General features: G+C 70.6%; 21 protein-coding genes. 6 read left to right on the top strand and 15 right to left on the bottom strand.

The window, feature by feature from the left end; genetic code table 11:
- Positions 1-33: 33 nt before the first annotated feature.
- A complete protein-coding gene (locus VET29_RS35150) occupies positions 34-633 on the bottom strand; it encodes a DUF4230 domain-containing protein (RefSeq protein WP_324928934.1) in 600 nt (199 codons plus the stop codon).
- Positions 634-744: 111 nt separating this feature from the next.
- Positions 745-1,113, bottom strand: a complete 369-nt coding sequence (locus tag VET29_RS35145; RefSeq protein WP_324928932.1) for a DUF427 domain-containing protein — start codon at positions 1,111-1,113, stop codon at positions 745-747.
- Between the two features lie 110 nt (positions 1,114-1,223).
- Here VET29_RS35145 and VET29_RS35140 point away from each other — a divergent pair, with 110 nt between their 5' ends.
- The 6 genes from VET29_RS35140 (at position 1,224) to VET29_RS35115 (ending at position 6,197) form a co-directional block, all read left to right on the top strand.
- A complete protein-coding gene (locus tag VET29_RS35140; protein ID WP_414636698.1) occupies positions 1,224-2,288 on the top strand; it encodes a J domain-containing protein in 1,065 nt (354 codons plus the stop codon).
- A 134-nt stretch (positions 2,289-2,422) separates the two neighbouring features.
- On the top strand, positions 2,423-4,273 hold the full coding sequence (locus VET29_RS35135; protein ID WP_324928930.1) for a sensor histidine kinase: 1,851 nt from the start codon (positions 2,423-2,425) through the stop codon (positions 4,271-4,273).
- Positions 4,258-4,671, top strand: a complete 414-nt coding sequence (locus VET29_RS35130) for a roadblock/LC7 domain-containing protein (protein WP_324928929.1) — start codon at positions 4,258-4,260, stop codon at positions 4,669-4,671. Before VET29_RS35135 ends, VET29_RS35130 begins: the two co-directional genes overlap by 16 nt.
- Positions 4,668-5,033, top strand: coding sequence for a DUF742 domain-containing protein (locus VET29_RS35125; protein ID WP_324928927.1), 366 nt, complete (start codon positions 4,668-4,670; stop codon positions 5,031-5,033). The genes VET29_RS35130 and VET29_RS35125 overlap by 4 nt, the downstream gene beginning before the upstream one ends.
- The gene (locus tag VET29_RS35120) at positions 5,011-5,613 is read left to right on the top strand and encodes a GTP-binding protein (protein WP_324928925.1); all 603 of its coding nucleotides are present in this window, start codon (positions 5,011-5,013) and stop codon (positions 5,611-5,613) included. The genes VET29_RS35125 and VET29_RS35120 overlap by 23 nt, the downstream gene beginning before the upstream one ends.
- Positions 5,610-6,197: a GAF domain-containing protein gene (locus VET29_RS35115; protein ID WP_324928923.1), complete on the top strand. Its 588-nt coding sequence runs from the start codon at positions 5,610-5,612 to the stop codon at positions 6,195-6,197. Before VET29_RS35120 ends, VET29_RS35115 begins: the two co-directional genes overlap by 4 nt.
- Positions 6,198-6,257: 60 nt before the next feature.
- On the opposite strand, the gene VET29_RS35110 is transcribed toward VET29_RS35115, so the two are convergent.
- The 13 genes from VET29_RS35110 to VET29_RS35050 form a co-directional block, all read right to left on the bottom strand.
- Complete coding sequence (locus tag VET29_RS35110; RefSeq protein ID WP_324928921.1) at positions 6,258-7,493, bottom strand: acyl-CoA dehydrogenase family protein; 1,236 nt, start codon at positions 7,491-7,493, stop codon at positions 6,258-6,260.
- Between the two features lie 243 nt (positions 7,494-7,736).
- Entirely contained in the window at positions 7,737-11,210 is a 3,474-nt protein-coding gene (locus VET29_RS35105) for an NAD(P)/FAD-dependent oxidoreductase (RefSeq protein ID WP_324928919.1), read from the bottom strand.
- A complete protein-coding gene (locus VET29_RS35100) occupies positions 11,207-12,043 on the bottom strand; it encodes a ferredoxin (protein ID WP_324928916.1) in 837 nt (278 codons plus the stop codon). Before VET29_RS35100 ends, VET29_RS35105 begins: the two co-directional genes overlap by 4 nt.
- Positions 12,040-12,780, bottom strand: coding sequence for a DUF4142 domain-containing protein (locus VET29_RS35095; RefSeq protein ID WP_324928914.1), 741 nt, complete (start codon positions 12,778-12,780; stop codon positions 12,040-12,042). Before VET29_RS35095 ends, VET29_RS35100 begins: the two co-directional genes overlap by 4 nt.
- Before the next feature lie 848 nt (positions 12,781-13,628).
- Entirely contained in the window at positions 13,629-14,333 is a 705-nt protein-coding gene (locus VET29_RS35090; RefSeq protein WP_324928912.1) for a zf-HC2 domain-containing protein, read from the bottom strand.
- A 115-nt stretch (positions 14,334-14,448) separates the two neighbouring features.
- Entirely contained in the window at positions 14,449-15,009 is a 561-nt protein-coding gene (locus tag VET29_RS35085) for a sigma-70 family RNA polymerase sigma factor (RefSeq protein WP_414636697.1), read from the bottom strand.
- A 94-nt stretch (positions 15,010-15,103) separates the two neighbouring features.
- Positions 15,104-15,907, bottom strand: coding sequence for a Rieske (2Fe-2S) protein (locus VET29_RS35080; protein ID WP_324928908.1), 804 nt, complete (start codon positions 15,905-15,907; stop codon positions 15,104-15,106).
- Between the two features lies 1 nt (position 15,908).
- Positions 15,909-16,664, bottom strand: a complete 756-nt coding sequence (locus VET29_RS35075) for a DUF6529 family protein (protein WP_324928906.1) — start codon at positions 16,662-16,664, stop codon at positions 15,909-15,911.
- Between the two features lie 86 nt (positions 16,665-16,750).
- A complete protein-coding gene (locus VET29_RS35070) occupies positions 16,751-17,464 on the bottom strand; it encodes a hypothetical protein (RefSeq protein ID WP_324928904.1) in 714 nt (237 codons plus the stop codon).
- Between the two features lie 154 nt (positions 17,465-17,618).
- The gene (locus tag VET29_RS35065) at positions 17,619-19,040 is read right to left on the bottom strand and encodes a dynamin family protein (RefSeq protein WP_324928902.1); all 1,422 of its coding nucleotides are present in this window, start codon (positions 19,038-19,040) and stop codon (positions 17,619-17,621) included.
- Positions 19,037-20,764 carry a dynamin family protein gene (locus VET29_RS35060; RefSeq protein WP_324928900.1) on the bottom strand — a complete coding sequence of 576 codons (1,728 nt, stop codon included), beginning with the start codon at positions 20,762-20,764 and terminating at the stop codon, positions 19,037-19,039. Before VET29_RS35060 ends, VET29_RS35065 begins: the two co-directional genes overlap by 4 nt.
- 5 nt (positions 20,765-20,769) lie before the next feature.
- Positions 20,770-21,471 (bottom strand): IniB N-terminal domain-containing protein, encoded by a 702-nt coding sequence (locus VET29_RS35055; protein WP_324928898.1) that lies wholly within the window; start codon positions 21,469-21,471, stop codon positions 20,770-20,772.
- 85 nt (positions 21,472-21,556) lie between these two features.
- A complete protein-coding gene (locus tag VET29_RS35050) occupies positions 21,557-22,189 on the bottom strand; it encodes a hypothetical protein (protein ID WP_324928896.1) in 633 nt (210 codons plus the stop codon).
- Positions 22,190-22,381 lie beyond the last annotated feature (192 nt).

Raw genomic sequence — 22,381 nt, 5'->3', positions numbered from 1 at the left:
TCCTCGCAAAGAGGAAGGCGTCTTCGCACGATGTCAGGCGTTACTGCTGCCGGGGAACTCCGCCTTGTAGCCGAGCGAGGTGAACATGCCGGTCAGCACCTGCTGGAGGTTGCGTTCCGCGCGTCTGGTCAGGCCGGCCTCCTTGGCGGCGTCACCGATCTTCTTCTCCGCCATGACGAACAGTTCGCGCTGGTCCTGCGCCTCGAACATGGACTTGACGCTGTCCCACACGCCGCGGTCCTGCGAGTAGATGTAGGTGTGCTCCTGGTCGAGGTTCGTCTTGGCGAGCTTCGCCGCCGGCAGGCGGACCTGCACGGTCTTCTTCTCGGTGTCGACCGTCAACGCCTTCTCGGACAGGTTCTTCAGGTCGATGTAGGCGTCGACCGAGCCGTGTGCCACGAACAGCGTGCGGCTGCCCGCGATGAAGTCCGGCACCCACGCGACGTCGTGCTCCAGGTCGACGATCACCTGGAAGTTGCCCTCGGCACCGTGGAACTCGCTCAGGTCACGCACCGACTGCAGCATCGCGGGCTGGCTTCGGTCGGTCGTCTCGGTGTGGAACGGGTTCAGGTTCGGCAGCCTGCTGACCAGCCACAGCAGCGCGACCACCACCACGAGGACGACCGCGACCACACGGCCGACTCTCCACAGTGGACTCAGTGTTCGGTCGGACATCGCACACCTCCCACGGCCAGGTTCCCGGCTCAGGGATACCCCCGAACCGGGAACTTCAACCGGGTCAGGTCAGCTCTGCGACAGCGACACCTTGTCGGGGTAGAACGCGACGTGCCCGGCGATCTCCGCCACGGCCGGGTACGGCTCGCGGTAGGTCCAGATCACGTCGGTCAGCTCGCCACCGGTGGTGACCAGCGTGTAGTACGAAGCGTCACCCTTGTAGGGACAGTACGTGCTGGTGTCGGTCTCCTTCAGGAACGCCTGGTCGACGTCGGCCAGCGGGATGTACTGCACGGCCGGGTAGTCCGCCTCCCGCAGCGCCAGCGCGGCGGTCGTGTCGGCGACGACCTGGTCACCCACCCGGACGACGACCCGCTCCGGGTTCTTCTCGATGACGATCGGGTGGTCCGGACCGGGGGTCTTGATCTCGCGGGACATGCTCACCTCTCCTGACAGCTCTCCTACCACCTGTCAAGTCCCGGCCAGCGCGCGTTGTTCCCGCCCGAAGCCCTAACCTGTTCTCCGCGCGGCGCGATGAGGAAACGGCGGTGTTGGTGCGCGGGATCGACTACTACGAGCTGCTCGGCGTCGCACGCGACGCGTCGGTGGACGAGATCAGATCCGCGTACCGCGCGCTCGCCAAGGCCATGCACCCCGACGCCGGGGGCACGGCCGGCGCGTTCCGGCTCCTGCGCGAGGCCTACGAGACGCTCGCCGACCCCGAGCGGCGCGCGGACTACGACCGGGGCGAGGAACCAGCGGAGGTCCCGGCACGCCCGCGCCGGCCGGCCCGCGCCCGACGTGAACCCACCCCGCACGAGCCGACGCTGCCGGTGCTCCCACCGGACACGATCCCGTGGTGGCACGAAGTGCGCCGGGAGCGGCAGGTCGTGCTCGTGCCGGCGACCGGCCCCGGCCAGTCCGTCGCCCTGGGCACGGCCGGTGCCGCCGCCGCGGTCGTGCTGCTGCTGGCGCTGGTCGGCGTGCCCGCGTGGCTGGTCATCGTCGCGCTGCTGGGCGGCGTCGCGGCCACGGTCGAGGTCGGCCGGCGACACCTTGCGGCGCAACGGGTCGACCGGGAGTTCACCGCCGAGTTCGGCGACCGGACGGTGTTCGGCCGGCCGGGCACCGAGGACGACGAGCTGGCCGAACGGCTGACCGCCGGCCTGCTCGACCGGTACCTGACCCGGATCCCGGGCGTGCGGATCTTCCACGGGCTCGCCACCGAGAAGGGCTCGGTCTTCGCCGACGTCGACCACGCCGTGCTGTGCGGGCGGCGGCTCGTGCTGGTCGAGTCGAAGCTGTGGCTACCGGGCCACTACGAGGTCGACGAGGCCGGCGAGGTCCTCCGCAACGGCCGCCGCTTCCGGGGCGGCGTGGTCCGCCTGCCGGAACACCTCGCGGCGTTCCAGGCGCTGCTGCCGGACGTCGAGCTGCGTGGGGCGCTGCTGCTGTACCCGAGCCGGGCGGGCGGGATCACCGTGGGCGACGGACTGGCTCACACACCGGAGCGGTTCGTCTCTGACGTGGGCGAATGGCTCGCCGCCGAACCGTCCACCGTGGACCGGGAAGTGTTCCGGATCGTCCGCCGGCAGGTCGCCACGACGGGCTGATCAGCCAGGATCCTTCGAAGATCAACATTGGGGCCTCGGCGGCAAGATGCACTAGGACGTTTGCGGTAGCATCCCTTCCGCCATCCGGACGGTGACGCCGTTCCCTGCCGTCCTCACTACACCGGAAGGAAGCGATGTCTGACGCGCCTACCCCACCCTGGGGCATCCGGGTGGAGCATGACGTTAGAAACGAGTATGCCGACGGCATAGAACGGCTACAGACAAGACTTCTGCACATCGGCCTGTTTCTGCTGACCGTCGTCATGCTCGGCGGCGGGGCCGGTGTGCTCATGGTGGTGACCGACGACTCCCGCGCGCTCGGGGTGTCGATCGCCGTGGTGGCCGGCTGTGTGGTCGCGGTGCTGGTGGCCTTCCTCGCCGCCATGTCCGCCACCCGGCGGCTCTCGGCGCTGGCCCGCAGCCCGCGGCCGGTCGCGGCGGCACGGCCGGTGCCCCGGCCGGAACCCGTTGCGCCGCAGCAGGAGCCGCTCCAGCCCGAGGCACGCCCGGTCGAGTCGCGTCAGGAGGCCCCGGCACCACTGTGGGCGCGGCCCGGCGAGCAGCAGGTCACGCTCACCGACGACCCCGGCCAGCGGCGCGAGGTGTTCGTCAAGCTGGCCCGGCGCCTGCAGTCCCTCATCAACCGCGCCATCAAGCGGATCGACGAGCTGGAGCAGGACAACGAGGACCCGGAGCTCCTCGACGGTCTCTACGAGATCGACCACCTCTTCACGCTCGCGCGGCGACAGGGTGAGAACCTGGCCGTGCTGGGCGGCGAGGCGCCACAACGCCGGTCCAACAAGCCGGTCAGCGTCTACGCGGTGCTGCTCGCCGCGGTGTCGGAAGCCGAGCACTACCGCCAGATCGCGATCGTGCCGGTCGAGGACGTGGAGATCCACGGCCACGCGGTCGCGGAGATCATCCACCTGCTCGCCGAGCTGCTGGAGAACGCGACCCGCTTCTCCGCGCCGGACGGGCCGAAGGTCGAGGTCCGCGCGCACAAGGTCACCGCGGGCCTGGCGATCGAGGTCCAGGACCGCGGGCTCGGCATGCTGCACGAGGACCTGGAACGCATCAACCACCTGCTCGACGGGTCGACCCGCATCGACCTGTCCGAGCTCCTGGAGGACGGCCGCATCGGACTCGCCGTGGTCCGGGAGCTGGCACGGCGCCACAGCATCCGCGTCCGGCTGCAGTCGAACATCTTCGGCGGCATCGCCGCCGCCGTGGTCATCCCGCCGCAGCTGCTGAGCGTGTCGGAGCCGGAGTCCCGGCATCGTGCGGCGGCCCCGCAGCAACAACAGCAGCGCCCCTCGGCACTGCCGAGACGGCGGTCCGAGCTGGACGCCGCCACCCCGTCACCGACGCCGCGGACCGGCGGCGCGACGGAGTCCTCCCCGGCGCTCACGCCGGCACGCGGGCCAGAACCCGCACGCACGCCGACGCCGGTCCCGCAGGAGGCGCGGTCGGACGGCGGCCCGCCATCCCTTTCGGTGCCAACCTTTTCCCAGGCCGACCAGCCGTCCACTCCGGTCGCCTCGCTCGCGCCGGGCGAGCGGTCGGGGCCGGTCCAGGTGCCCGCGCCGTTGCCCATCCCGACCGCGTCGTTACCCGCGTCCCCTGGTCTGGGGCCGGTCCGCCCGGGGCAGCAGGCGACCCGGCACCGGGTGGTCGAGGGCACCACCGCGGACGAGCTGCCGGTGCTGCCGGTCCGCGCGCCCGGGCGGTCCTATGACGACCTGCGGACCGGCGGGGACGGCGTGCTGGAGGAGATGGACGCACAGCTTGGTGAGCAGCCACCGCCGCTGCCGCAGCGGCGCGGCAGTCACCTGCGTGAGGAGCTGCGGGAGCCGCCCTCGCCCACCAGGCCGGTGCCCGGTCACAACACGAACCTCATGAAGACCGTTCAGGCGGGGCGGGAGCACTGGTTCGCCAACCGGGAACAGACGAACGAGAACAGAGGAGACCAATGGCCGACGACCTGAACTGGCTGCTGCGCAGGCTGGTTGAGGCGGTACCCGACACGAACAGCGCCCTGCTGCTGTCTGTCGACGGCATTCCCAAGTACTGGTACGGCCTCGACATCGACGGGGCGGACCGGCTCGCGGCGCTGGCGGCAAGCATGTGCTCGCTCGCCAACCAGGTCGGCAAGAAGTTCTCTCAGGACGGCAGCGACGGCGTGCGGCAGGTGATCACCGAGCTCAACGAGCTCATCCTGTTCGTGACGGCGGCGAGCGCCGGCAGCGTGCTCGCCGTGCTCGCCGCCCGGGAGGTCGACGCCGGCATCCTGAGCTACGAGATGCAGCGACTGTGCACGCAGGTGCCGGCCGTACTGACCACGCCAACCCGCTACGCCACACACCAGGCCAATGGGACCAGATGACGATGACCGGTCCGGACGAGGACCCCGGTCTCTTCGGCGTGCGGCCGTACGCCATGACCAGCGGCAGAACCCAGCCCAGCACGCCGCTCGACCTGATGTCGATGGTTCGAGCGACGGGCCGGGGTATGGTCACACCGCGCCAACTGGGGGTCGAGCATGCGAAAGCGTTGGAACTGTGCGAAAAACCCACCTCGGTGGCGGAGATAGCCGGTGTGCTGCGGCGGCCGGTGACCGTCACCAAGGTCGTGCTGTCCGACCTGATCGAACTCGGTGTGGTGATCGCGAAGTTCACACCGAGCGAGTACTCCAACGATCCGACCATTCTGGAGGCGGTGATTGATGGCCTCCGACGGTTTGTCTGACTTGTTTCCCATCCAGGTCAAGATTCTGATCGCGGGTGGTTTCGGCGTCGGCAAGACGACGTTCGTCGGTTCGGTCAGCGAGATCGAACCGCTGACCACGGAGGAGACGCTGACCGCGGCCAGCGTGGACACCGACAGCGTCAACGGCGTCGAGGCGAAGTCGACCACCACCGTGGCGATGGACTTCGGCCGCCTTTCCTTCCCTGACAAGAACCTCGTGCTGTACCTGTTCGGCACGCCCGGCCAGGACCGGTTCTGGTTCATGTGGGACGAGCTGTCCCGCGGCGCGGTCGGCGCGGTGGTGCTGGCCGACACCCGGCGGTTGGCCGACTGCTTCGGTGCGGTCGAGTTCTTCGAGCGCCGCGGCATCCGGTTTTTGGTGGCACTCAACGAGTTCGACGACGGTTACCGCTACGACGACGCCGCCGTGCGGCAGGCGCTCGCACTCAAGGCGCACGTGCCACTCGTGCGGTGCGACGCCCGCAAGACCCCGTCCGCGAGCCGGGCGCTGATCACCCTGCTCGAGTCCGTCCTGGCGTCCGCTCGCGCCGCCAGTCCGATGATTGGGAGTCCACAATGAACGGTGAGATCCTCGACCAGCGGCTCATGACCGCACCGCACGACCCGGACATCCCGCAGCGGTTGGCACGCCTGGCGCAGCTGGCCCAGCTCGGTGTCGGCGACCGGCCCGACCCCGAGTTCGACCAGTTCGCCGCGCGCCTGGCCGCCGCCGCCAACGCGCCGTACGCGATGGTCAACTTCGTCGGCGACGAGGAGCAGTACTTCGCCGGCCTGTACGGCCCGTCGAGCGCCAAGGCTGACGCGCTGGAGGCCGCGTCGTCGGCGTCGCGCGCCACGCCGGGCCGCGTGATGTCCCGCGAGCACGGCTACTGCCCGCACGTCGTGGTGCGGCGCAAGGCTTTGGTGCTCGACGACGTGTGCGCGTACCCGCGGTTCGCGGTCAACCCGGTGGTGAACTCGATCGGCGTGCGGGCGTACATGGGCGCGCCGCTGATCGACCACACGGGCACCGCGATCGGCACGATCTGTGTGGTGAACACGGAGGAGAGCAGCTGGGGCCGCAACGGCCTCGAGATGATCAAGTCGATGGCCGCCGAGGTCACGGAGCTGATCCACCGCCGCGAGCAGCAGCTCGGCGGCTGACGAACGACCGACGGGAGGCCGGTTGGGACCATGACCGTCTCAACCGGCCTTTTTCCGGCCCTACCGGCGCCACCAGCGGCCGGGGGCCTGCTCGGGAATCCTCAGCTGGTCGGCGAACCGGGCCGACCATTCCTCGCGGTAGGTGCCCAGGGCGACCTCGGCCAGGCGCAGGCGCTGGACGTCCGAGGTGCCGGCCGGTGCGTAGATGTGGTTGGCGTCGCGGAGAAAGCGCTCGATGTGCCGGCCGGGGAAGAGTCCGTAGGCGGCGTGCACCTCCATCGCCGTGCGCGCCGAGTCCAAAGAGGACTCGACGTTGGTGAGCTTGGCGCTGATGAGTTCGGCGTCGCACGGGATGCCGGCGTCGAGCAGGTGCGCGGCGTGGTAGGCGGTGAGCCGCGCGGTCATCAGCTGGGACTGCAGCTGTCCCAGCTTCTGTTTGATGGTGGGGAGTTCGGCGAGCGGTCCCTCGTACCGGCGGTGCGTCCGAGCGAAGTGGACGGTGTGCTCCACGATCGCCTGGTGGATGCCCAGCGCGACGGCGGTCAGGTTCGGCCGCCCGTAGAGGATGCTGGACGAGTAGGCGACGGCGAGCCCGTCCCCCTCCGCGCCGAGCAGGTTCTCGACGGGCACGAAGCAGTTTTCGAATATCAGTTCGCCAAAGCTGAACCCGTGCAGGCCCATGGCCGTCTGGTGCGTGCCGAGGGAGAGTCCACGACGGTCGGACTCGACCAGGAACGCCGACAGGCCCTGGGAACCGGGGCCCGTGCGCACGACGACGCCATGCAGGTCACCGACGTGACTGTTGCCGACGAACACCTTCCTGCCGTTGAGGACGTACCCGTCCGCCACCCGTTCGGCGGTTGCGGACATGCCGAGCACGTGTCCCCCGGACTCCGGCTCGGTCACCGCGATCGTCGGCAGGCAGGCGCCGTCGGAAACCGCTGGTAGCCAACGCTTCTTCTGTTCGGCGCTGCCGAAGTGGACGATCTTCGCGACACCGAGCTGCGAGGCCTGCACCATGGCGCCCATGGCACCGCTGACCCGCGACAACTCCTCGATGATGATCGTCTTGGCGAGGTGCCCGAGGCCCATTCCGCCGTACTTCGGGTCGACCGTGACGCCCAGCCAACCCTGCTGGGCGATGAGTCTGGAGAGTTCGACGTGGACGGCTCTGCTTTCCTCCATCTCGGCGACACGGGGGGCGACCTTCGACTCGGCGAAGTCGCGTACCTGCTCGCGCAGCCGTTCATGTTGCGGCGTGGTGAAATAGCTGGTGATTCCGTGTGCGGTGCTCACCCGACGGCCCCCGACCTGTATGTCACCGACCAACGCGAACTCCCGGATTAAGGTGTGCAGTGTGCAACTTTGCCACTGATCACCCCGTTAGCGGTACCTCCCAAATGGTGACGAGAATTACGAGCCACTACGGACTGTGATCACCGCTCGGCGACCTTCCCGTCCACAAAGGACAAGCCGCGCGCCTGACCACTGAGAACAGCTCAGGCGCGCGGCTTGCCGGTATGCGGTTGTGATCATGCCCTACGCACGGGCGCGTCGGCGGCCTCCGGTGGGTCGCGCGACCGGCGGCATGCGGTCGAAGGAGTCCTCGGGTCCCGGCCGGGACGAGGGCACGCCGTAGTCCTCGGGCCGGCCGTGCTTGGGCATCCGCACCGCGGGCATCTCCATCGAGTCGTCCATGCTCGACAGCGCGGGCACGAGCCGCAGGCTGCTCAGGTCCGGTTCGGGCTCACGCCGCCTCGGCGGGCGGCCGAACTCCGGCGTGAGGTCCTCTGCCCGGTGCGACGCCCGGCGGTCCGGCAGCCGGTCCTCGGCGCGGCGGCGGCCGTTCGAGCCGCCGGGCACCGGCGCCATCCCGGTGATCGACGTCTCCGGGCCGTCGTCCGACCCGAGCCGGGCCGGCGGCAGGCCGTTGACCGAGGTCTGCAGTTCGTCCGCGACCCGCCGGGCCGGCGGGAGCGAGCTGTACGAGTCCTGCGGGCCACGCACGGCCGGCATGCGGCTGAACGACTCCTCGGGACCGCGGGTCGCGGGCGGCAAGGCGCGGTGGGAGTCCTGCGGGCCACGAGCCGGCCGGCGCCCGCCCGCGTCGTCGACGCGACGAGCCGGCGGCAGGGCACTGAACGACTCCTCGGCACCGTGGCGCACGGCCGGCATCCGGCTGAACGACTCCTCCGGGCCACGCTTCACGGGAGGCATGGCACTGAAGGAATCCTGCGGACCACGAGCCTGCCGGCCACCGGCGTCGTCGACACGACGAGCCGGCGGCAGCGCGCTGAACGACTCCTCGGCACCGTGCCGCGCCGCGGGCATCCGGCTGAACGACTCCTCCGGACCACGCTTCACCGGCGGCATGGCACTGAACGAGTCCTGCGGACCACGAGCGGCGGTCCCGCGCCCGGCGTCGGCGCCGCGCCGAACCGGCGGCATCCCACCGACCGACTCCTCCGGGCCACGGTTCACGGGAGGCATGGCGCTGAAGGATTCCTGCGGGCCGCGAGCCGGCCGGCCACCGGCCGCGTTCCGCCGGACCGGCGGCATTCCGCTGACCGACTCCTCCGGGCCGCGCACGGCGGGCATCCGGCTGAACGACTCCTCCGGACCACGCTTCACCGGCGGCATGGCACTGAACGAGTCCTGCGGACCGGGAGCGGACCGACGGCCACCGTCCGCGCCGCGCCGAGCCGGCGGCAGCCCACCGAAGGACTCCTCCGGACCACGCACCGCGGGCATCCGGCTGAACGACTCCTCGGGACCGCGGCTCACCGGCGGCATGGCGCGGAACGAGTCCTGCGGGCCACGCGCGGGCGGCATGCTGTCGAAGGAGTCCGACGGACCACGGTGGGACGACACGTCCGAGAACTCCGGCGACCGCACGTGCCCGTTGGCGTCGAGCGGCGGCATCTCCCCGGTGACGTCGGCGTTCATCCGGCCGCTCAGCGGCTCGGCGAACCCACCGCCGACGTCGGTCATCTCGGCCGCGCTGAACTCCGGCACGCGCGGCGGCACGGGTGCCTGGCCGGTGGCCGGGCCGAGCGCCGGGCGGCTGGGGGCGCCGAACGGCGGGGTGCCGAGCGCCGGCACCGGGGCGCCGTTGCTCAGCCGGCCGCTCGGGCCGGACCGGCCACCGCCGGGGCCGTTGCCGTTGCGGGCGTGCCCGTTCGGCACGCTCGGGAAGGTGCCACTCGCGGCAACACTTGGGAAGGTGCCGCTCGCGGCGACGCTCGGGAACCGACCGCTCACGCCGGCGGGCGGGAAGACGCCGCTGCTGCTGGCCGCGCCGTCGCCGAACGGGCCACCCGGGCCGCCGGCAAGACCGGTGGCGGGTGCGGTGGCGGGCGCGCTGAACTGCTGGCGGGTCAGCGGACCGGACGGGTGGCCGGGCGGCAGGCTCGACGGCGCGGCCGGGATGCTCGGCCGGTTGAGCGGGCCGGGCGAGGAGGTCGGGACGCCGAACGGCCCGGTGCCGGGCATGGTCCGGCCGCCGATGAGCGGCGGGTTGCCGGGCGCGCGGCCGTTCTGTGGCGGGGCGCCGGTCCCCGGGGGACGGACGGCGACGGGAAGCATGCGACTGAACGAGTCGACCACGCTCGCCGGCCGGCCGGCCGGCACACCGCGGCCGGCGCCGACACCGATCGGGCCACTGACCTCGGCCGGCGACTCGACGAAGCCGATCTCGTTGGCCGTGCGCTCCGGGGCCTGGAACTGCTTCTCCCTGGGCGGCGCCAGGTGCTTGCCGGCCTTCTTCTTCAGCGAGCCGCCGACGGAGACCGAGGTCCTTGGCTGCTTCTCCTCGACGGCCTCGCGGCGCGGTTCCGGGTTCTGCCGGCAGAGGCTCTCGGTCCACGAGATCATCGCGGACGGGCAGTCGACGCCGGCCACCGCCATCATCCGGCCCTCGACCGAGTAGCCGTACACGGTGCCGGTGCCCTCGTCCGGGGTGCCGAGCTTGACGATGTCCTTGCCGAGCTTGATCATGCCGGCGGCCTGGATGCGGTAGCTGTACTGATCCGTCCAGAACCGCGGCATCGGGCTGAAGGGCTGCGCGTTCTCCCGGCCGGCCAGCAGGCTCTCGGCGGAGGCACGTCCCATCTCGACCGCGTTGAGCCAGTGCTCCACGCGGCGGGGGACGTTGTCGAAGCGCAGGTTGGGCCACTGGGCGACGTCACCGGCGGCCACCACGTCCTCGGCGCCGACCACGTGGCAGGTCGGCTCGCAGACGACACCGTTGTCCAGCGGCAGGCCGGAACCACGCAGCCAGTGCGTCATCGGCCGGGTGCCGGCGGCGAGGATCACGCACGAGACCGTCAGCGTGCTGCCGTCGGTCAGCCGCAGCCCGATGCCCTCCGGGCCGGGGTTCCACTCCTCCACCGAGTTGCCCAGCGCCAGGTCGACGCCGTGGTCGCGGTGCACGCCGGTCAGCCACTCGCCCATCTCGGGGCCGAGCACGTTGCCGAGCAGGTTCTTGCCGCGGCCGATGAGGGTCACCTCACGGGAGAGGTGGCGCAGGCTCGCGGCGAGCTCGCAGCCGGTGAACCCGCCGCCGATCACGGCGACCCGGCCCTTGGTCGAGCCGAGGACCCGCTCCAGGTCCAGGCCGTCGGACATGGTCCGCAGCACCAGCACGCGCGGGTCGTGGTAGGGCACGCCGCTCTGCTTCCCGGCCTCGACGCCGGTGGCGATGATCAGACCGTCGTAGGTCATCTCCTCGCCACCGGGCAGGACCAGGGTCTTCTTGTTGGGGATCAGCTGGCGCACCTGGGTGCCGAAGCGCCAGCGGGCGTTGAGGTCTTCATAGGCGGGGAGGGTCAGATCGCTCGATCTCAGCTCACCCTTGAGCAACTGCTTCGACAAAGCTGGCCGGTGGTACGGCGGCAACTTCTCGTCGCCGAGGATCGTGATCTCACCCTCGAACTTGAGCTCGCGGAGTCGTTCCGCCGCCCGCAGGCCGGTGAGCCCGCCGCCGACGACAACGATCCGTTCGTCCCGGTTCATCGGGTACGTACCTCCTGCAACTGGATTGCCTGCATCGGGCAGACTCGCGCCGCCGCCTGCGCCTGGGCACGGCTCGCGGTGTCGGGGTCACGGACGTAGCGCAGCCGTCCGTCTTCCATGAGTTGGAACAGCTGCGGCGACTCCGCCTGGCAGATTCCGTACCGCTTGCACCGCTGGTTGTCGACGCTGACCTGCACCTTCCGGCCCATGCGCGGGGTCACCACCGGTGGCTCGACGACCGCCATCTGCGTCTCGGCAGCCTGGGGCACCCCGGCGAGCAGACCCGCGCGGGTCAGTATCCGGGGCGGCAGGAACCGCAGCAGGGTCAGCGTCACGGCCGGGGTGAGCACGGTGATGCCGCCCAACCACAGGTACCCGAGGTGACCATTGTGGATCGAGCCGAACCACGAGTGGATGACGGTCATAGCGACGGCAGGATAGGCGAACTGATGGAACCGAAGCCACCTGCTGTAGCGAATGAATCGCCGCAGTCCCGTCGAGATCAGGATGGCGGTCATGAGCTCGAGGCCGATGATGCCCATCGTGTGCCGGAGTTGACCGCTGAACGGCACCAGGATGCCGAATGTGTTCAGCCCCTGCTCTCGGAGCAGGAGGAACACGATGGCGTGGGTGAAGCCGGTCGCGATGGTGAACGTCGCGAGGATCATGTGGCTGGACCGGATGGCCTGGTGGCCGGTGAGCCGTTTGATCCAGCCCGTGTACGTCAGGATGCCCCAGCTGAGGGTCAGGCACATGAAGACGTAGGCCAGCCGCGCGGACAGCGCGGCCACCTCACGAATGCCGATGTCGTGCTGTGGCAGGGCGACGATCATTCGGCCGTCCCCGGGGTGCTGAAGGTGCGGACGACGCCGATCGTGGCCGCCATCATCAGGGCCGCGACCACGGCGCCGAGCGCCAACTGACCGCCTGACAAGTGGTTCTCCGGGGTGTCGTAGGTACGGGCGCCCGCCTCGGCGAACATGCCGTGTTCGGCGTCCACGTCGCCCGTGCTCTCCAGTAGGGTCATGTGTTTCATCACGATGGTGTTCGCGGTGGTGGCGAAGTCGCGGATGACCGAGTTGCGGGTGCCGGCGCGTACCTCGGCGACCGTGCTGAACACGGTGCCGTGCGCGGCCCGCAGCCGGTCGGCGAAGGCCCGGTCGAACTGCTGACCGGAGGAGCCCCGGATCTCGTCCATCCACTTCTGCTGCGAGGACGTCGCCTGGTCCGGCAGTGGCACGCCGAACCTGGCGGCCAGGTCCTTGACCGCGACGTCGAGCTTCCGGTGGTCGGCGGCGATCGTGGCGCCCACGTCGCGGACGCGCTGGGTACCTCCGTCCTTCGAGGCGAGGTCGCCCATCGGGACCTCCCAGAGGTTCGCGAACCGGATCAGCCTGATGAACTCGCGATCACGTTCGGAGATCCCCTGTTGGGAGATGCCCTGTTCTGCACTCTGTGCGTTCGTCTGGGGCTGAGCCTGGCTGACCACGGCGAACCCGATCGCGGGACATGCCGCGCCAAGGATCACCAGGAACGAGGCAGCGAGCCAGCGAACAAATCTGCGTCGCATGAATTGTTACCGTCCGCGCCTCAGTTCATTCCTGTCCCGTTTTGTGCGGTTAATGATTTGGCGGGCATGCCGCCGTACTCGCTGCCGGGACCTTCGCGCAGCTGGCAGCCACCAAGGAGGAGCGCGAAGACCGTTGCCAGCAGGGCTATCGCGGCAACTCTACAGCTACGCATCCTCATGGATGAACTCCTCTGCAGTAGATATCAGAACAATTACGCTGCGTCAAGATTTTTCTTTCAGGCACGCCTCGTTGCTGGTGCTACCGGTATATACGTTTGATAACGACGAGCGCGTTCAGTTCACTCAGGGACAGATACGTGACGTGGGTCACATCACCCGATCAGGGGCTCAAGTCCACGGGAGGACCAATACGCAGGTCGCGTGGCGTCACCGCTGGTCAGGGGACGGGGTGGGGGAGGTGCTGGCGTCGGGGGGTTTCGCGGGTTGTCTCATGCGGACCGCGGTGGGGGGAGGTATCCGCTGGTCAGGAGGCTACCCCGGCACCGGGTTCACGCAGCGGACGGCCACACCGAAATCGCTGCGTGGAGTCGGGCGCTGTCACGGGGTCACGGCCCGCCCGGCCACGGTGGCGCGGGAGCTGGCAGCCTCGGCATGGCGGCACGGGAGCGTGCGGCAGCGGCTGCCCTGGGTGACCGGTGTGGCCGCCTGCGGCGGCGAACACGGCCTTCTCGGGGATACCGGGCCTCGGCGGCACGCCGGCTTTTTTCGGACCGTCGGCGGAGGCCCGCCGACCTGGGGATGATCGACCGCGGCCACGTTCCCCAACGGCGCCCTGCGGGCGGCCTACCTCGGAACGCGGCCCTGCCTGAGGTCCGGAACGGACTGGTCTAGACCGGTACGGTGACGACCTCGTGCGCGTCCGCGCCCATGGTCTCGATGACGATCGCCTTGACGTCGTCCGGTGCGACGAGGGCCATGCCGGTCACGCGGCTCTTCTTCGCCCCCTCGGCCGAGACCTGCCAGGTGCCGGCCTGCACCTTGTCACCCTGGTCCGAGATGACGTACAGCGCACAGGGCTTGCCGGCGGGCAGCCCGGTGGCCGTCGCGTCCACCCAGACCCAGCCCTTCTTGGGCTCCAGCGCCACGGTCATGGCGGCGCCGGTCTCCGGGTTCTTCGCCTCGGCGATGCGTGCGTTCGACGGGATCGTCGCGACGGTGAAGGTCGGTCCCGCCACGGTCGAAACGGTCTGCCGGCCGAGGTAGATGCCGCCACTGAGCGCGACCGCCACCGCGGCGGCTGCCGCGACGTAGACGCCGGTCATGCGCCGCCTCGGGGCCGCCGCGGGCGCCTCCACCGCGACCCGGCGCAGGGTGCGCCGCAGCAGCAGGTCACCGTCCTCCGGGGGTCCGTCGAGGAAGGCCTCCGGCGGTACCTGGTCCAGCGCCCGCCGGATCATCATCAGCTCGCTGACCTCGCGCTGACACTCGAGGCAACCGTTCAGATGGTCGTGCACCATGCGCGCCTCGGCGGGATCGAGGGCGCCGATCGCGTACGCGCCGAGCTGTGCCCGGTCGTGCGCAGGTCCACTCATGACGACACCTCCCCCGCTCCGCGCCGCCGCAACGCTCCGCAAGCTCCACTACACCGACGGCCTCCACGGGCTCGGCGCCGGCATGAACAACCCTGACTCGCTCCGCAAGCTGCGCTCATCGCCGCACCTCCCCCGACTTTCCCAGAGACTGCGCCAGTTGGGCCCGCAGCGCGCGGACCGCGTGGTAAGTCCTTGATTTCACGGTACCGGGGGCGATGCCCAGCACGGCCGCCGTCTCGTTGACGGTCCGGCCCCGGTAGTAGAGCTCGACGAGCACCGCCCGGTGCTCCGCCGACAGGCCCTCGAGCGCGCCCATCACGGTCATCGTGTCGACCACGGTGTCCGCGTGGTCCCGCTGGGCGGCCGGCACGTCAACCGGCTGGTTGACCTCCATCGGCCGCACCGCGCGGGCCCTGGCCCGGTCGGTGACGAGGTTGCGTGCCACGGTGAGTAGCCAACCGCGGACCGAACCGACGCCGGACTGCAACGCGTCCGCGTGCTTCCACGCCCGCAGCAAGGTCTCCTGCACGACGTCCTCGGCCGCGGCACGGTCACCGGTCAACCTGGTCGTGTAGTCCAGGAGGCTTCGGCCGTGCTCAGCGTAGAGAGACTTGATCAAGTCTTCGGCCGGGTTCGAGGCACGCACGCGCCGGGAACGTCGTCCGATCATTGCCACAGCCGCCATCACCTGCCCGATTGGCCGGTCGATGAGCAGGGTACTGGACGCTACTTCGCTCACGACAGGAACACGAGTACGAACCGGGATCGGTTCACGCCAACGAGATCTGATCCCCGGATACCTTAACTGCACGTGCTGACAGCGGTGCAGTGGCGGGGCCCTTCGACACGGACCCGTCCAGCTTGAACTTGCTGCCGTGGCACGGGCAGTTGATGGTGCCCCCGGAAACCTGATCGACAATACAGCCCTGGTGCGTGCACACGGCCGAGAAGGCCATGAACTTGCCCGCCGCGGGCTGTGTGATCACGATCTCCTGGTCGGTGAGGATCTTGCCGCCACCGACCGGGATCTCCGCCGTGCTGGCCAGGCCCTTCGTGCCGCCGGCGGGCGGGTTGGTGCCCGTGGTCTCCGGCGCGGTCGTCTCCGGCGCGGTGGTGGTCGGCGGGTCGACGGTCCCGGGCGGCGTGCCGCCGGTGACCAGCTCGCCGTACTCGTTCACGCTGACCGTGACCGGTTTGAGCCCGGTGGTCGCGGGTCCGGTGTCGACCGAGCCGTCGGCGACCTTGAACTTGCTGCCGTGACACGGGCAGTCGATGGTGCCCTCGCCGACCTTGTTGACCAGGCAGCCCTGGTGCGTGCACACGGCCGAGAAGCCCCGGTACTGGCCGGCCTCCGGCTGTGTCACGACGAGCTTCTGCTCCTCGAAGACCTTGCCGCCGCCGACCGGGACGTCCGTGGCCTTGCCGAGGACCTCCCCGGTCTCCTGCTGGGTCGCGCCCTTGTCGCCGGCAGCCCCGTCGGGGTACTGCGGCCCGCCGTAGCGGGCACAGGCCGCACATGCGGCGCCCACGCCTACGAGCCCCACCGCGGCGCGGCGGGGAATCTGCTGTGTCATGTTAGAAACTCACCCCGTACTCGGAGAAGAACCACAGGGAGGACGTCACCCACAGGCCCACCAGGCCGGTGAAGACCGCGGCGCCGACGACGGGGAGCACCCAGCCGGGTGTGCGGTGGCGTGTGAGGACGACCATCTTGCAGACGAACAGGCCGTAGAAGAAACAGCCGAACAGCGAGTGCACCAGCACCCGGGTGTTGAAGTCCTGGAAGCCCAGCGCATAGAGACAGTGCGCGGCGACCGGGAGCGAGACGATGACCGCGATCCGGCCGGACCAGCGGTGCACGACCGCGGTGCCGTGGCCTGCGGTGAAGCCGGGCAGCCGGCCCCACATCGCCATCGCGGAGAGTACCTGCGCGATCGCGAGCACGAACGCGATCGACCCGAGCCACGCCTTGGCCGCGATGCCGCTGGAGAACCCGGCGAGGTTCAGCGCCTCGCCGGTCGGCTCGTGCATCTTGCCGTAGACGCCGAGCGCGACGGCGACCAGCGCCCCGATGGCGAGCGCGGCCACGACCCCGCCGACGCCCCGGTTCCGCTCCGGGTCGTCGTCGTCGAACGCCAGTGGCGGGACGGTGGTCGCGGCCGGGGCGGCGACGCTCGTCCACTGGTGTGGCACCGGCTGCGTGAGGTCCGCCTGCGCCGAGCGCGTGGTGGGCGGGTCCAGGTCGACGAAGTCGTTCGGGAACTGGTTGACCTCGGTGTAGTCGTTGTCCGGGGGTTTGCCGGTCGGCCCGAAGTCAGGCGGCAAGGTCATCGGAAAATCTCCTGTCGTGCTACCGAAGCGGTGCCCCGGCACCCTCTTGCTGGGAAGCAGATACGGAGTCCCCCGCGGATCCCGCATCAGCCGAACTTGGTCGCGCCCGTCACTGCTACCGCCGACACGAACGCCCCGCCGACCGTGGCGCCCTTGCGGTCCGAGCCGAGCGGGGGCGCCGACGACGCCCGCGAGCCCGTCCTGGCGACCCCGACCTGCTTGCCGCTGGGCAGCACGATCCAGCCGACGTTCGTGTCACCGTTCGCCCCGCGGTACAGCCCGGCGGGCGGCGGTGCGAGCGGGATGCTGAAGTCGTGTGGTTGGCCCGCCAGCATGATCGAGCCGACCAGGGTGTTGCCCTCGAGCTTGGCGTTCAGCGTGTTCGCGCCGTCCTTCGAGGTGAGGTCGACCGTACCGTTCCTGGCCGTGCCCTTGAGCCACGACTCGACCGTCTTGCCGTCGCACAGGTACGCCGACGCCTCTTCACCCTTCACCGCGAGCGCGATGTAGAGGGGCAGGTCGGCGGTCTCACCCGCGTAGACGGCCTCCGCCGGGAACTGCTGCGCGGGCGGGGCCTCGGTCTTCGGCGGCTGGGTCGTCGTCTCGGCGGGCGGCGTCGTCGTCTCGACCGGCGGCTCGGTGGTCGTGGGTGGTTTCTCGGTCTGAGTCGCGCCGACCCGTGTCGGCGACGGCGCCGGCCCACCGGCGGAAACGAGTCCACCCGCGGCGTTGGCCGTCATCAGGCCGACGAGGCCGCCGACCACCACTACGGCGGTGACCAGAGGACCGCGCTGCGCCATGACCTTCTCCTGTTCCTGATGTCAGCAAGTTAATGAGCCACCCGCCCGCTTGCGAGATACACGTACGGACGGATACGCCGGTTCATTGCCCTATCGGGCCGCATGGTCTGACCTGCCCGCTCGGGCCAGCACCGGCCCTGACCAGCGCATCGGGTCATACCCGCGTGACCAGGCCCTCGCACGTCCGCACCAGCACCCGGCAGGCGTCGGAGGCCCGGCGGCCCAGCGCGGGGTTCTCCGCGTGCTCGTGCCAGCGCCGCAGTGCCGCGAGCGCCGCGGCCCGCGTGGCGATCGCGTCCGCCGCCGCGGGCAGGCCGAGCCGGACGCCTGGTGTGCCGCCGTCGTCGCCGAGTAGCCGTTCTGCCTCCCTGATGAGTGGTTTCGGCAGAACGACCGTACCGGCCCGCAGTGCGGAAAGCAGCCGTAGTTCGGTGAACTCGTGCGCGCCGGCGAGGATTCGTTCGACGTCCCTGGCGAGGCCGCGGTCGTCTGCGCGGGTGATCCGCTCCAGCGCGACGAGCGCCGACCGCGCCTTCAGCAGGTCGCGCCGCTCGGTGAACTGCGTGGTCAGCACCTTCCGCAGGTCCCCGAGCCCGCTCCTGGCGACCAGCTCCCCGGCCAGCTCGGCCGGGGTCCGCGTGCCCTGCCGTAGCAACGACGTCGCGAGCCGGATGCCGAACAGGCCGAACCGCCCCACCAGCTCGTGGCGGCCGTGCAGCCGCGTGAAGCGGTCGGCCGACAGCAACGCCTTCTCCAGGTCCTCGCGGGGCGACGCGGCCAGGTCGGCCAGCGCGGCGAACTCGGCCTGCCGCAGCGTGCGACCGGTGTGGGCGAGGAGCCCGGCGACCGCCACCACGTTCTGGCACAACCCGCGCAGCGCGGGTTCGGACCGGTACCGCGTCGCGATGCCACGCGCGGAGAACATCGCGTCGGCCCGGCCGCCGCCGATCTCGTCGGCGCGGGACAGCACGGCGACGGTGGTGACCGGGGTGGCCCGGGCGACGCCCCGGTCGCGGAACGACTCCAGGAAGTCGGCGTCGGCGCTGTGCAGGTGCCGCATCAGGTAGACGACCGCGTCGGCCTCGGTCGGGGTGTCGTCGTCCGGGTCGAGGAAGCGTTCGGCGCGGGCCGACACGTCCTTGTTCACCGAGGCCACCCCCGGGGTGTCGATCAGCGTGGTGGTGCGCAGGCTCGTCGCCGGCCAGTCGACGACCAGCCGGTCGACGTCCTCGGCACGCGCGCCGAGCGCCAGGTCGAGCGCGCCGTCGCGCCGCACCACCGGCAGCGCCCTCGGCGGTCCCTGCCTGGGATACATCGTGACCCGGGGGCTCGAGCCGTCGCGGTACCAGGTGACGACCTTCGTGCACTCGCCCGCGTCCGTCGGCGCGACCGCCTCGCCGACGAGCGCGTTGAGCAGGGTCGACTTGCCTGCCTTCACCTTGCCGGCGATCGCGACGCGCAGTGGCTCGTCGAGCCTGACCAGCTGGCGGCGCAGCAGCTCGACCGTGTGCGGCTGGTCGCGGTAGCGGCTCATGGCCTTCCCCAGGACCTCCCGGACCGCGTCGGTGAGCGTCACAGCAACCCCCTGACCGTCTCCAGCTCCCTGATCCGCGCGTCCAGCTCGGCGAGGCGGCGGTCGCGTTCGGCCTTCGACGCCTTGGCCGCCTTCTCCGCCGCCTTCAGGGACTCCTGCAGGGAACGCTTCATCTCCTCGGCGCGGGCGGTGAAGTGGTCACGCAGCACCCGCTGGACACCACGCAGCATGTCGCGGGAGTCCTTGCCGACGTGGAAGGTCACGTCGTCGATGTAGCGGCGGAGCGAGGTCCTGGCCTCGTTCTGCCGTTTGGTGACGATGCGCTTGCGCTCGTCGCCGATGCCGCGCCGACCGAGCAGCACCGCGGCGCCGATGGAGACCGGGTTGAGCAGGGCGAAACCGACCAGGCTGCCGAACATGCCGAACATCAGCAGGCCGGAGTACCCGCCCTTCACGCCGACGAGCAGCCGACGGCCGACGGTCCACGACTCGGCGTCGCCGATGGTCATGTCCCGGACGGCATCGAGCCCGCCGGCCTGCTGGATCTCCAGCACCGGCAGTGCATGGGCGCGTTCCTCGTCGAAGTGCTCCGCCACGCGCCGGGCCAGCGAACGGGCCCGCTGCGTCGCCCAGAGGTAGTTGGCCGACGCCGCGGCGACCGCGGACTGCCGCACCCACTGCGCGAACTGCTCCCAGGTGCGGGACGGGTCGCCGCCGGCCGTGATCGACTCCTCGGCGGCGCGGACGATCTCGCGGAGCCGGTCGCGCAGGTCGTAGTCGATGTCGGCGTTGAGGTCGGCGACGCCGTCGTTGAGCGTCTGCTGCCAGCGCGCGGACCGTTCCTTCAGCGCCGTGGCACGGGCCTCGGCGGCGGTCAGGTCGCGGAGCACGTCGGCGGGGTTGTCCTGCGCGGCACGTTCCGCCCGCAGCTGGCCGAGGAGCTGGTCGGTGACGGCGTTGACGTCGTGCGCGGTCGAGCGCCGGGCCAGCTCGGCGGACCTGCCGAGCACCTCGTCGCGGAGGTGGCGGACCAGCGGCGGGAAGCCGGACTCCTGGGAGAGCTCGGTGTCGCCGGTGGTCAACGCGTGCCAGCGCATGGTCGAGGAGACGGGAAACAGCGGGATCTCGCCGAGGTGCTCGCGGTTCCCCGCCCAGATCCGCCGCCACTCGGGGTAGAGGTCGGTCTTGGTGAGGACGCAGGCGACGGTCGGGCAGACATCGGTGGCCTGGCGCAGGAAGTCGACCTCGGGCGCGGTGAGCTCCTGCGACGCGTCGGTCACGAAGAGCACCGCGTCGGCGGTCGCCAGCGCGGACCGGGTGGCCGCGCCGTGCACGGAGTTCAGCCCACCGACGCCCGGCGTGTCGACGAGCACGAGCCCGCCCCTGAGGACCGCGCGGGGCACGCCGACCTCGACGTGCCCGTCGTGCGTGCTCGGCTCGCACGCGTACCGGGCGAGCTGGTCGAGCGGGATCTCGGTGCGGGCGCCGTCCTTGCCGACGAGCGTGACGGCGGCGGGGTCGGCGTAGCGGACCTCGGTCGGCACCGCGGTCGCGATGTCGTCCTGGACCGGGCATACCGGCGCGCACGCGATCCCGTTGACCAGCATGCTCTTGCCCTGCTTGAACTCGCCGACGACGAGCACCCGCACGTCGTCGGCGAGCAGCCGCTCCCCCGCCTGCCGGAGGCGGGCGTCCAGGTCGGGCCGGTCGTACCTGGCGATGGCGGCGACGGCCCGGTCGAGCGCGGCCGCGGCGTCACTGGTCACGAGGCTCACCCGGCCAGCTCGTCGAAGGGATCGTCGGCGGAACGCTCGAAGGGATCATCGGTTCCGGCGGTGAACCCGGCTTCGGTGCCCAGCTCGGGCTGCGCACCGAAGCCGGCGTCCAGGTCCGGGGCGAACCCCTCGCTCGCCCCGGAGTCCGGGTCGCCGGCAAGCTCCCCAGCGGAACTCGCCGGCGGGTCTTCGGTCACCTCGGCACCCGGCGGGTCGGACTCGTCCCCCCGTGCTGTCTCCCCGCCCCCCGAGGTCTCCGGGTCGTCGCCGGTCTCGTCGCCGGTCTCGTCGCCGGTCTCGTCGCCGTCGACGATGCTGATCACGTCGACGTCCGTGATGTCGTCGTCCTGGATCGCGGTCACGTCCGGGTTGAACGAGTCCACGATCAGGGTGTCGTTGTCGTTGATGGTGACGACGGTCGTCGTCACGTCGCCCACCTCGAAGTTCGTTGTCGTGTAATGGATCTCGTGCACCGCGTCGTGGCTCGACGGGCCGCGCTCCGCGCGGGCGGCGGCACGCGGCGCGACGGATCCGCAGTCGGCCATCAGCAGCCGGGCGTCCCGCACGTCCTCGCCGGTCACGCCGCCGAGGCCACGGTCCGCGAGCACGGTGTCCGGGTCCCGCGCGAACTCCCGGCGGGTGTCGTCGTCACGCATCAGGTTCATGAGGAAGTCGATGACTTCGGCGATGGACGCCATGGTTGATCACTCCTAAGTGGACTGAACAGCGCGGGCGGCCCGAGTGCCCCTGCGTCCCCGGGCCGCCCGCATCCCCCGGTCGGGCCTAGATGTCCAGGTCGAAGTTGCCGACGTCGAGGTCGTCCAGCGTCGAGTCGACCTGCTCCCGCACGGACAGGCCGAGGTCGTTGGCCTGGTCGCTCTGGGCGTCCTGCACGGTGGCCTGGTCGCTGTCCAGCCCCGCGTCGTTGTCGCTGTCCAGGTCCGCGTCCTGGTCGCTGCTCTGGGTCGGGGTGACGTCGACGTCGCTCGAGGCGTCGCCACCGTTGCCGCCCGACGCGTCCGCGTCGCCGCCGTTCCCGGCGATCCCGCCGCCGCCACCGAAACCGAACCCGTCGCCACCGCTCGTGTCAGGGCCGAACGCGATGTTGACCTGACCCGACTGCGAGAAGGCGCCCCCCGCGCCACCGATGCCGAGACCGGCGCCGCCGTTCGCGCTGCCGCCGTCGCCGGCGACGGCGGTGCCCCCGTTGCCGCCGTCACCGCCGTCGGTCACGGTGGTCGTGTCGGTGTCCTGGTCCTGCTGGCTGCCCTGCGCGGCGGTCTGGTCGGTGGCCTGGTCGACGGTCTGCTGCCCGACGGTCGCGGACTCCTGGCTCTGCGCCGAGTCAAGCACCGAGTCGAGGTCGAAGTCCGCGACGTTGGCGAGAAACTGGTCGAGCTTGAAAGGCTGGGACATCTTGCTTCGCACTCCCTGGATTGGTTGAGCTCCAACGCTTTCCCACGCTAGGGGCGCGAACGGCGGCCGTCATCGGGGCGTGCTCCGGTCGTCGACCAGGGGCGTTGCGGGATCCCCGGGGGTGGTTGGGGGATTCGCCCTACTCCTGCGATCGAGTCCAATCCGTGACAACCAGGACTCCGAAACACGCGT

Source organism: Actinophytocola sp., assembly GCF_035634895.1.
Classification (GTDB): domain Bacteria; phylum Actinomycetota; class Actinomycetes; order Mycobacteriales; family Pseudonocardiaceae; genus Actinophytocola.
This window is presented reverse-complemented; position numbering and strand designations above follow the sequence as displayed.

Coding starts and splice junctions, on each gene's coding strand:
- VET29_RS35145 (WP_324928932.1), bottom strand. CDS start 1,113: ATGTCCCGCGAGATCAAGACCCCCGGTCCGGACCACCCGATCGTCATC.
- VET29_RS35135 (WP_324928930.1), top strand. CDS start 2,423: ATGTCTGACGCGCCTACCCCACCCTGGGGCATCCGGGTGGAGCATGAC.
- VET29_RS35130 (WP_324928929.1), top strand. CDS start 4,258: ATGGCCGACGACCTGAACTGGCTGCTGCGCAGGCTGGTTGAGGCGGTA.
- VET29_RS35125 (WP_324928927.1), top strand. CDS start 4,668: ATGACGATGACCGGTCCGGACGAGGACCCCGGTCTCTTCGGCGTGCGG.
- VET29_RS35120 (WP_324928925.1), top strand. CDS start 5,011: ATGGCCTCCGACGGTTTGTCTGACTTGTTTCCCATCCAGGTCAAGATT.
- VET29_RS35115 (WP_324928923.1), top strand. CDS start 5,610: ATGAACGGTGAGATCCTCGACCAGCGGCTCATGACCGCACCGCACGAC.
- VET29_RS35105 (WP_324928919.1), bottom strand. CDS start 11,210: ATGAACCGGGACGAACGGATCGTTGTCGTCGGCGGCGGGCTCACCGGC.
- VET29_RS35100 (WP_324928916.1), bottom strand. CDS start 12,043: ATGATCGTCGCCCTGCCACAGCACGACATCGGCATTCGTGAGGTGGCC.
- VET29_RS35095 (WP_324928914.1), bottom strand. CDS start 12,780: ATGCGACGCAGATTTGTTCGCTGGCTCGCTGCCTCGTTCCTGGTGATC.
- VET29_RS35090 (WP_324928912.1), bottom strand. CDS start 14,333: ATGAGTGGACCTGCGCACGACCGGGCACAGCTCGGCGCGTACGCGATC.
- VET29_RS35080 (WP_324928908.1), bottom strand. CDS start 15,907: ATGACACAGCAGATTCCCCGCCGCGCCGCGGTGGGGCTCGTAGGCGTG.
- VET29_RS35075 (WP_324928906.1), bottom strand. CDS start 16,664: ATGACCTTGCCGCCTGACTTCGGGCCGACCGGCAAACCCCCGGACAAC.
- VET29_RS35070 (WP_324928904.1), bottom strand. CDS start 17,464: ATGGCGCAGCGCGGTCCTCTGGTCACCGCCGTAGTGGTGGTCGGCGGC.
- VET29_RS35055 (WP_324928898.1), bottom strand. CDS start 21,471: ATGGCGTCCATCGCCGAAGTCATCGACTTCCTCATGAACCTGATGCGT.
- VET29_RS35050 (WP_324928896.1), bottom strand. CDS start 22,189: ATGTCCCAGCCTTTCAAGCTCGACCAGTTTCTCGCCAACGTCGCGGAC.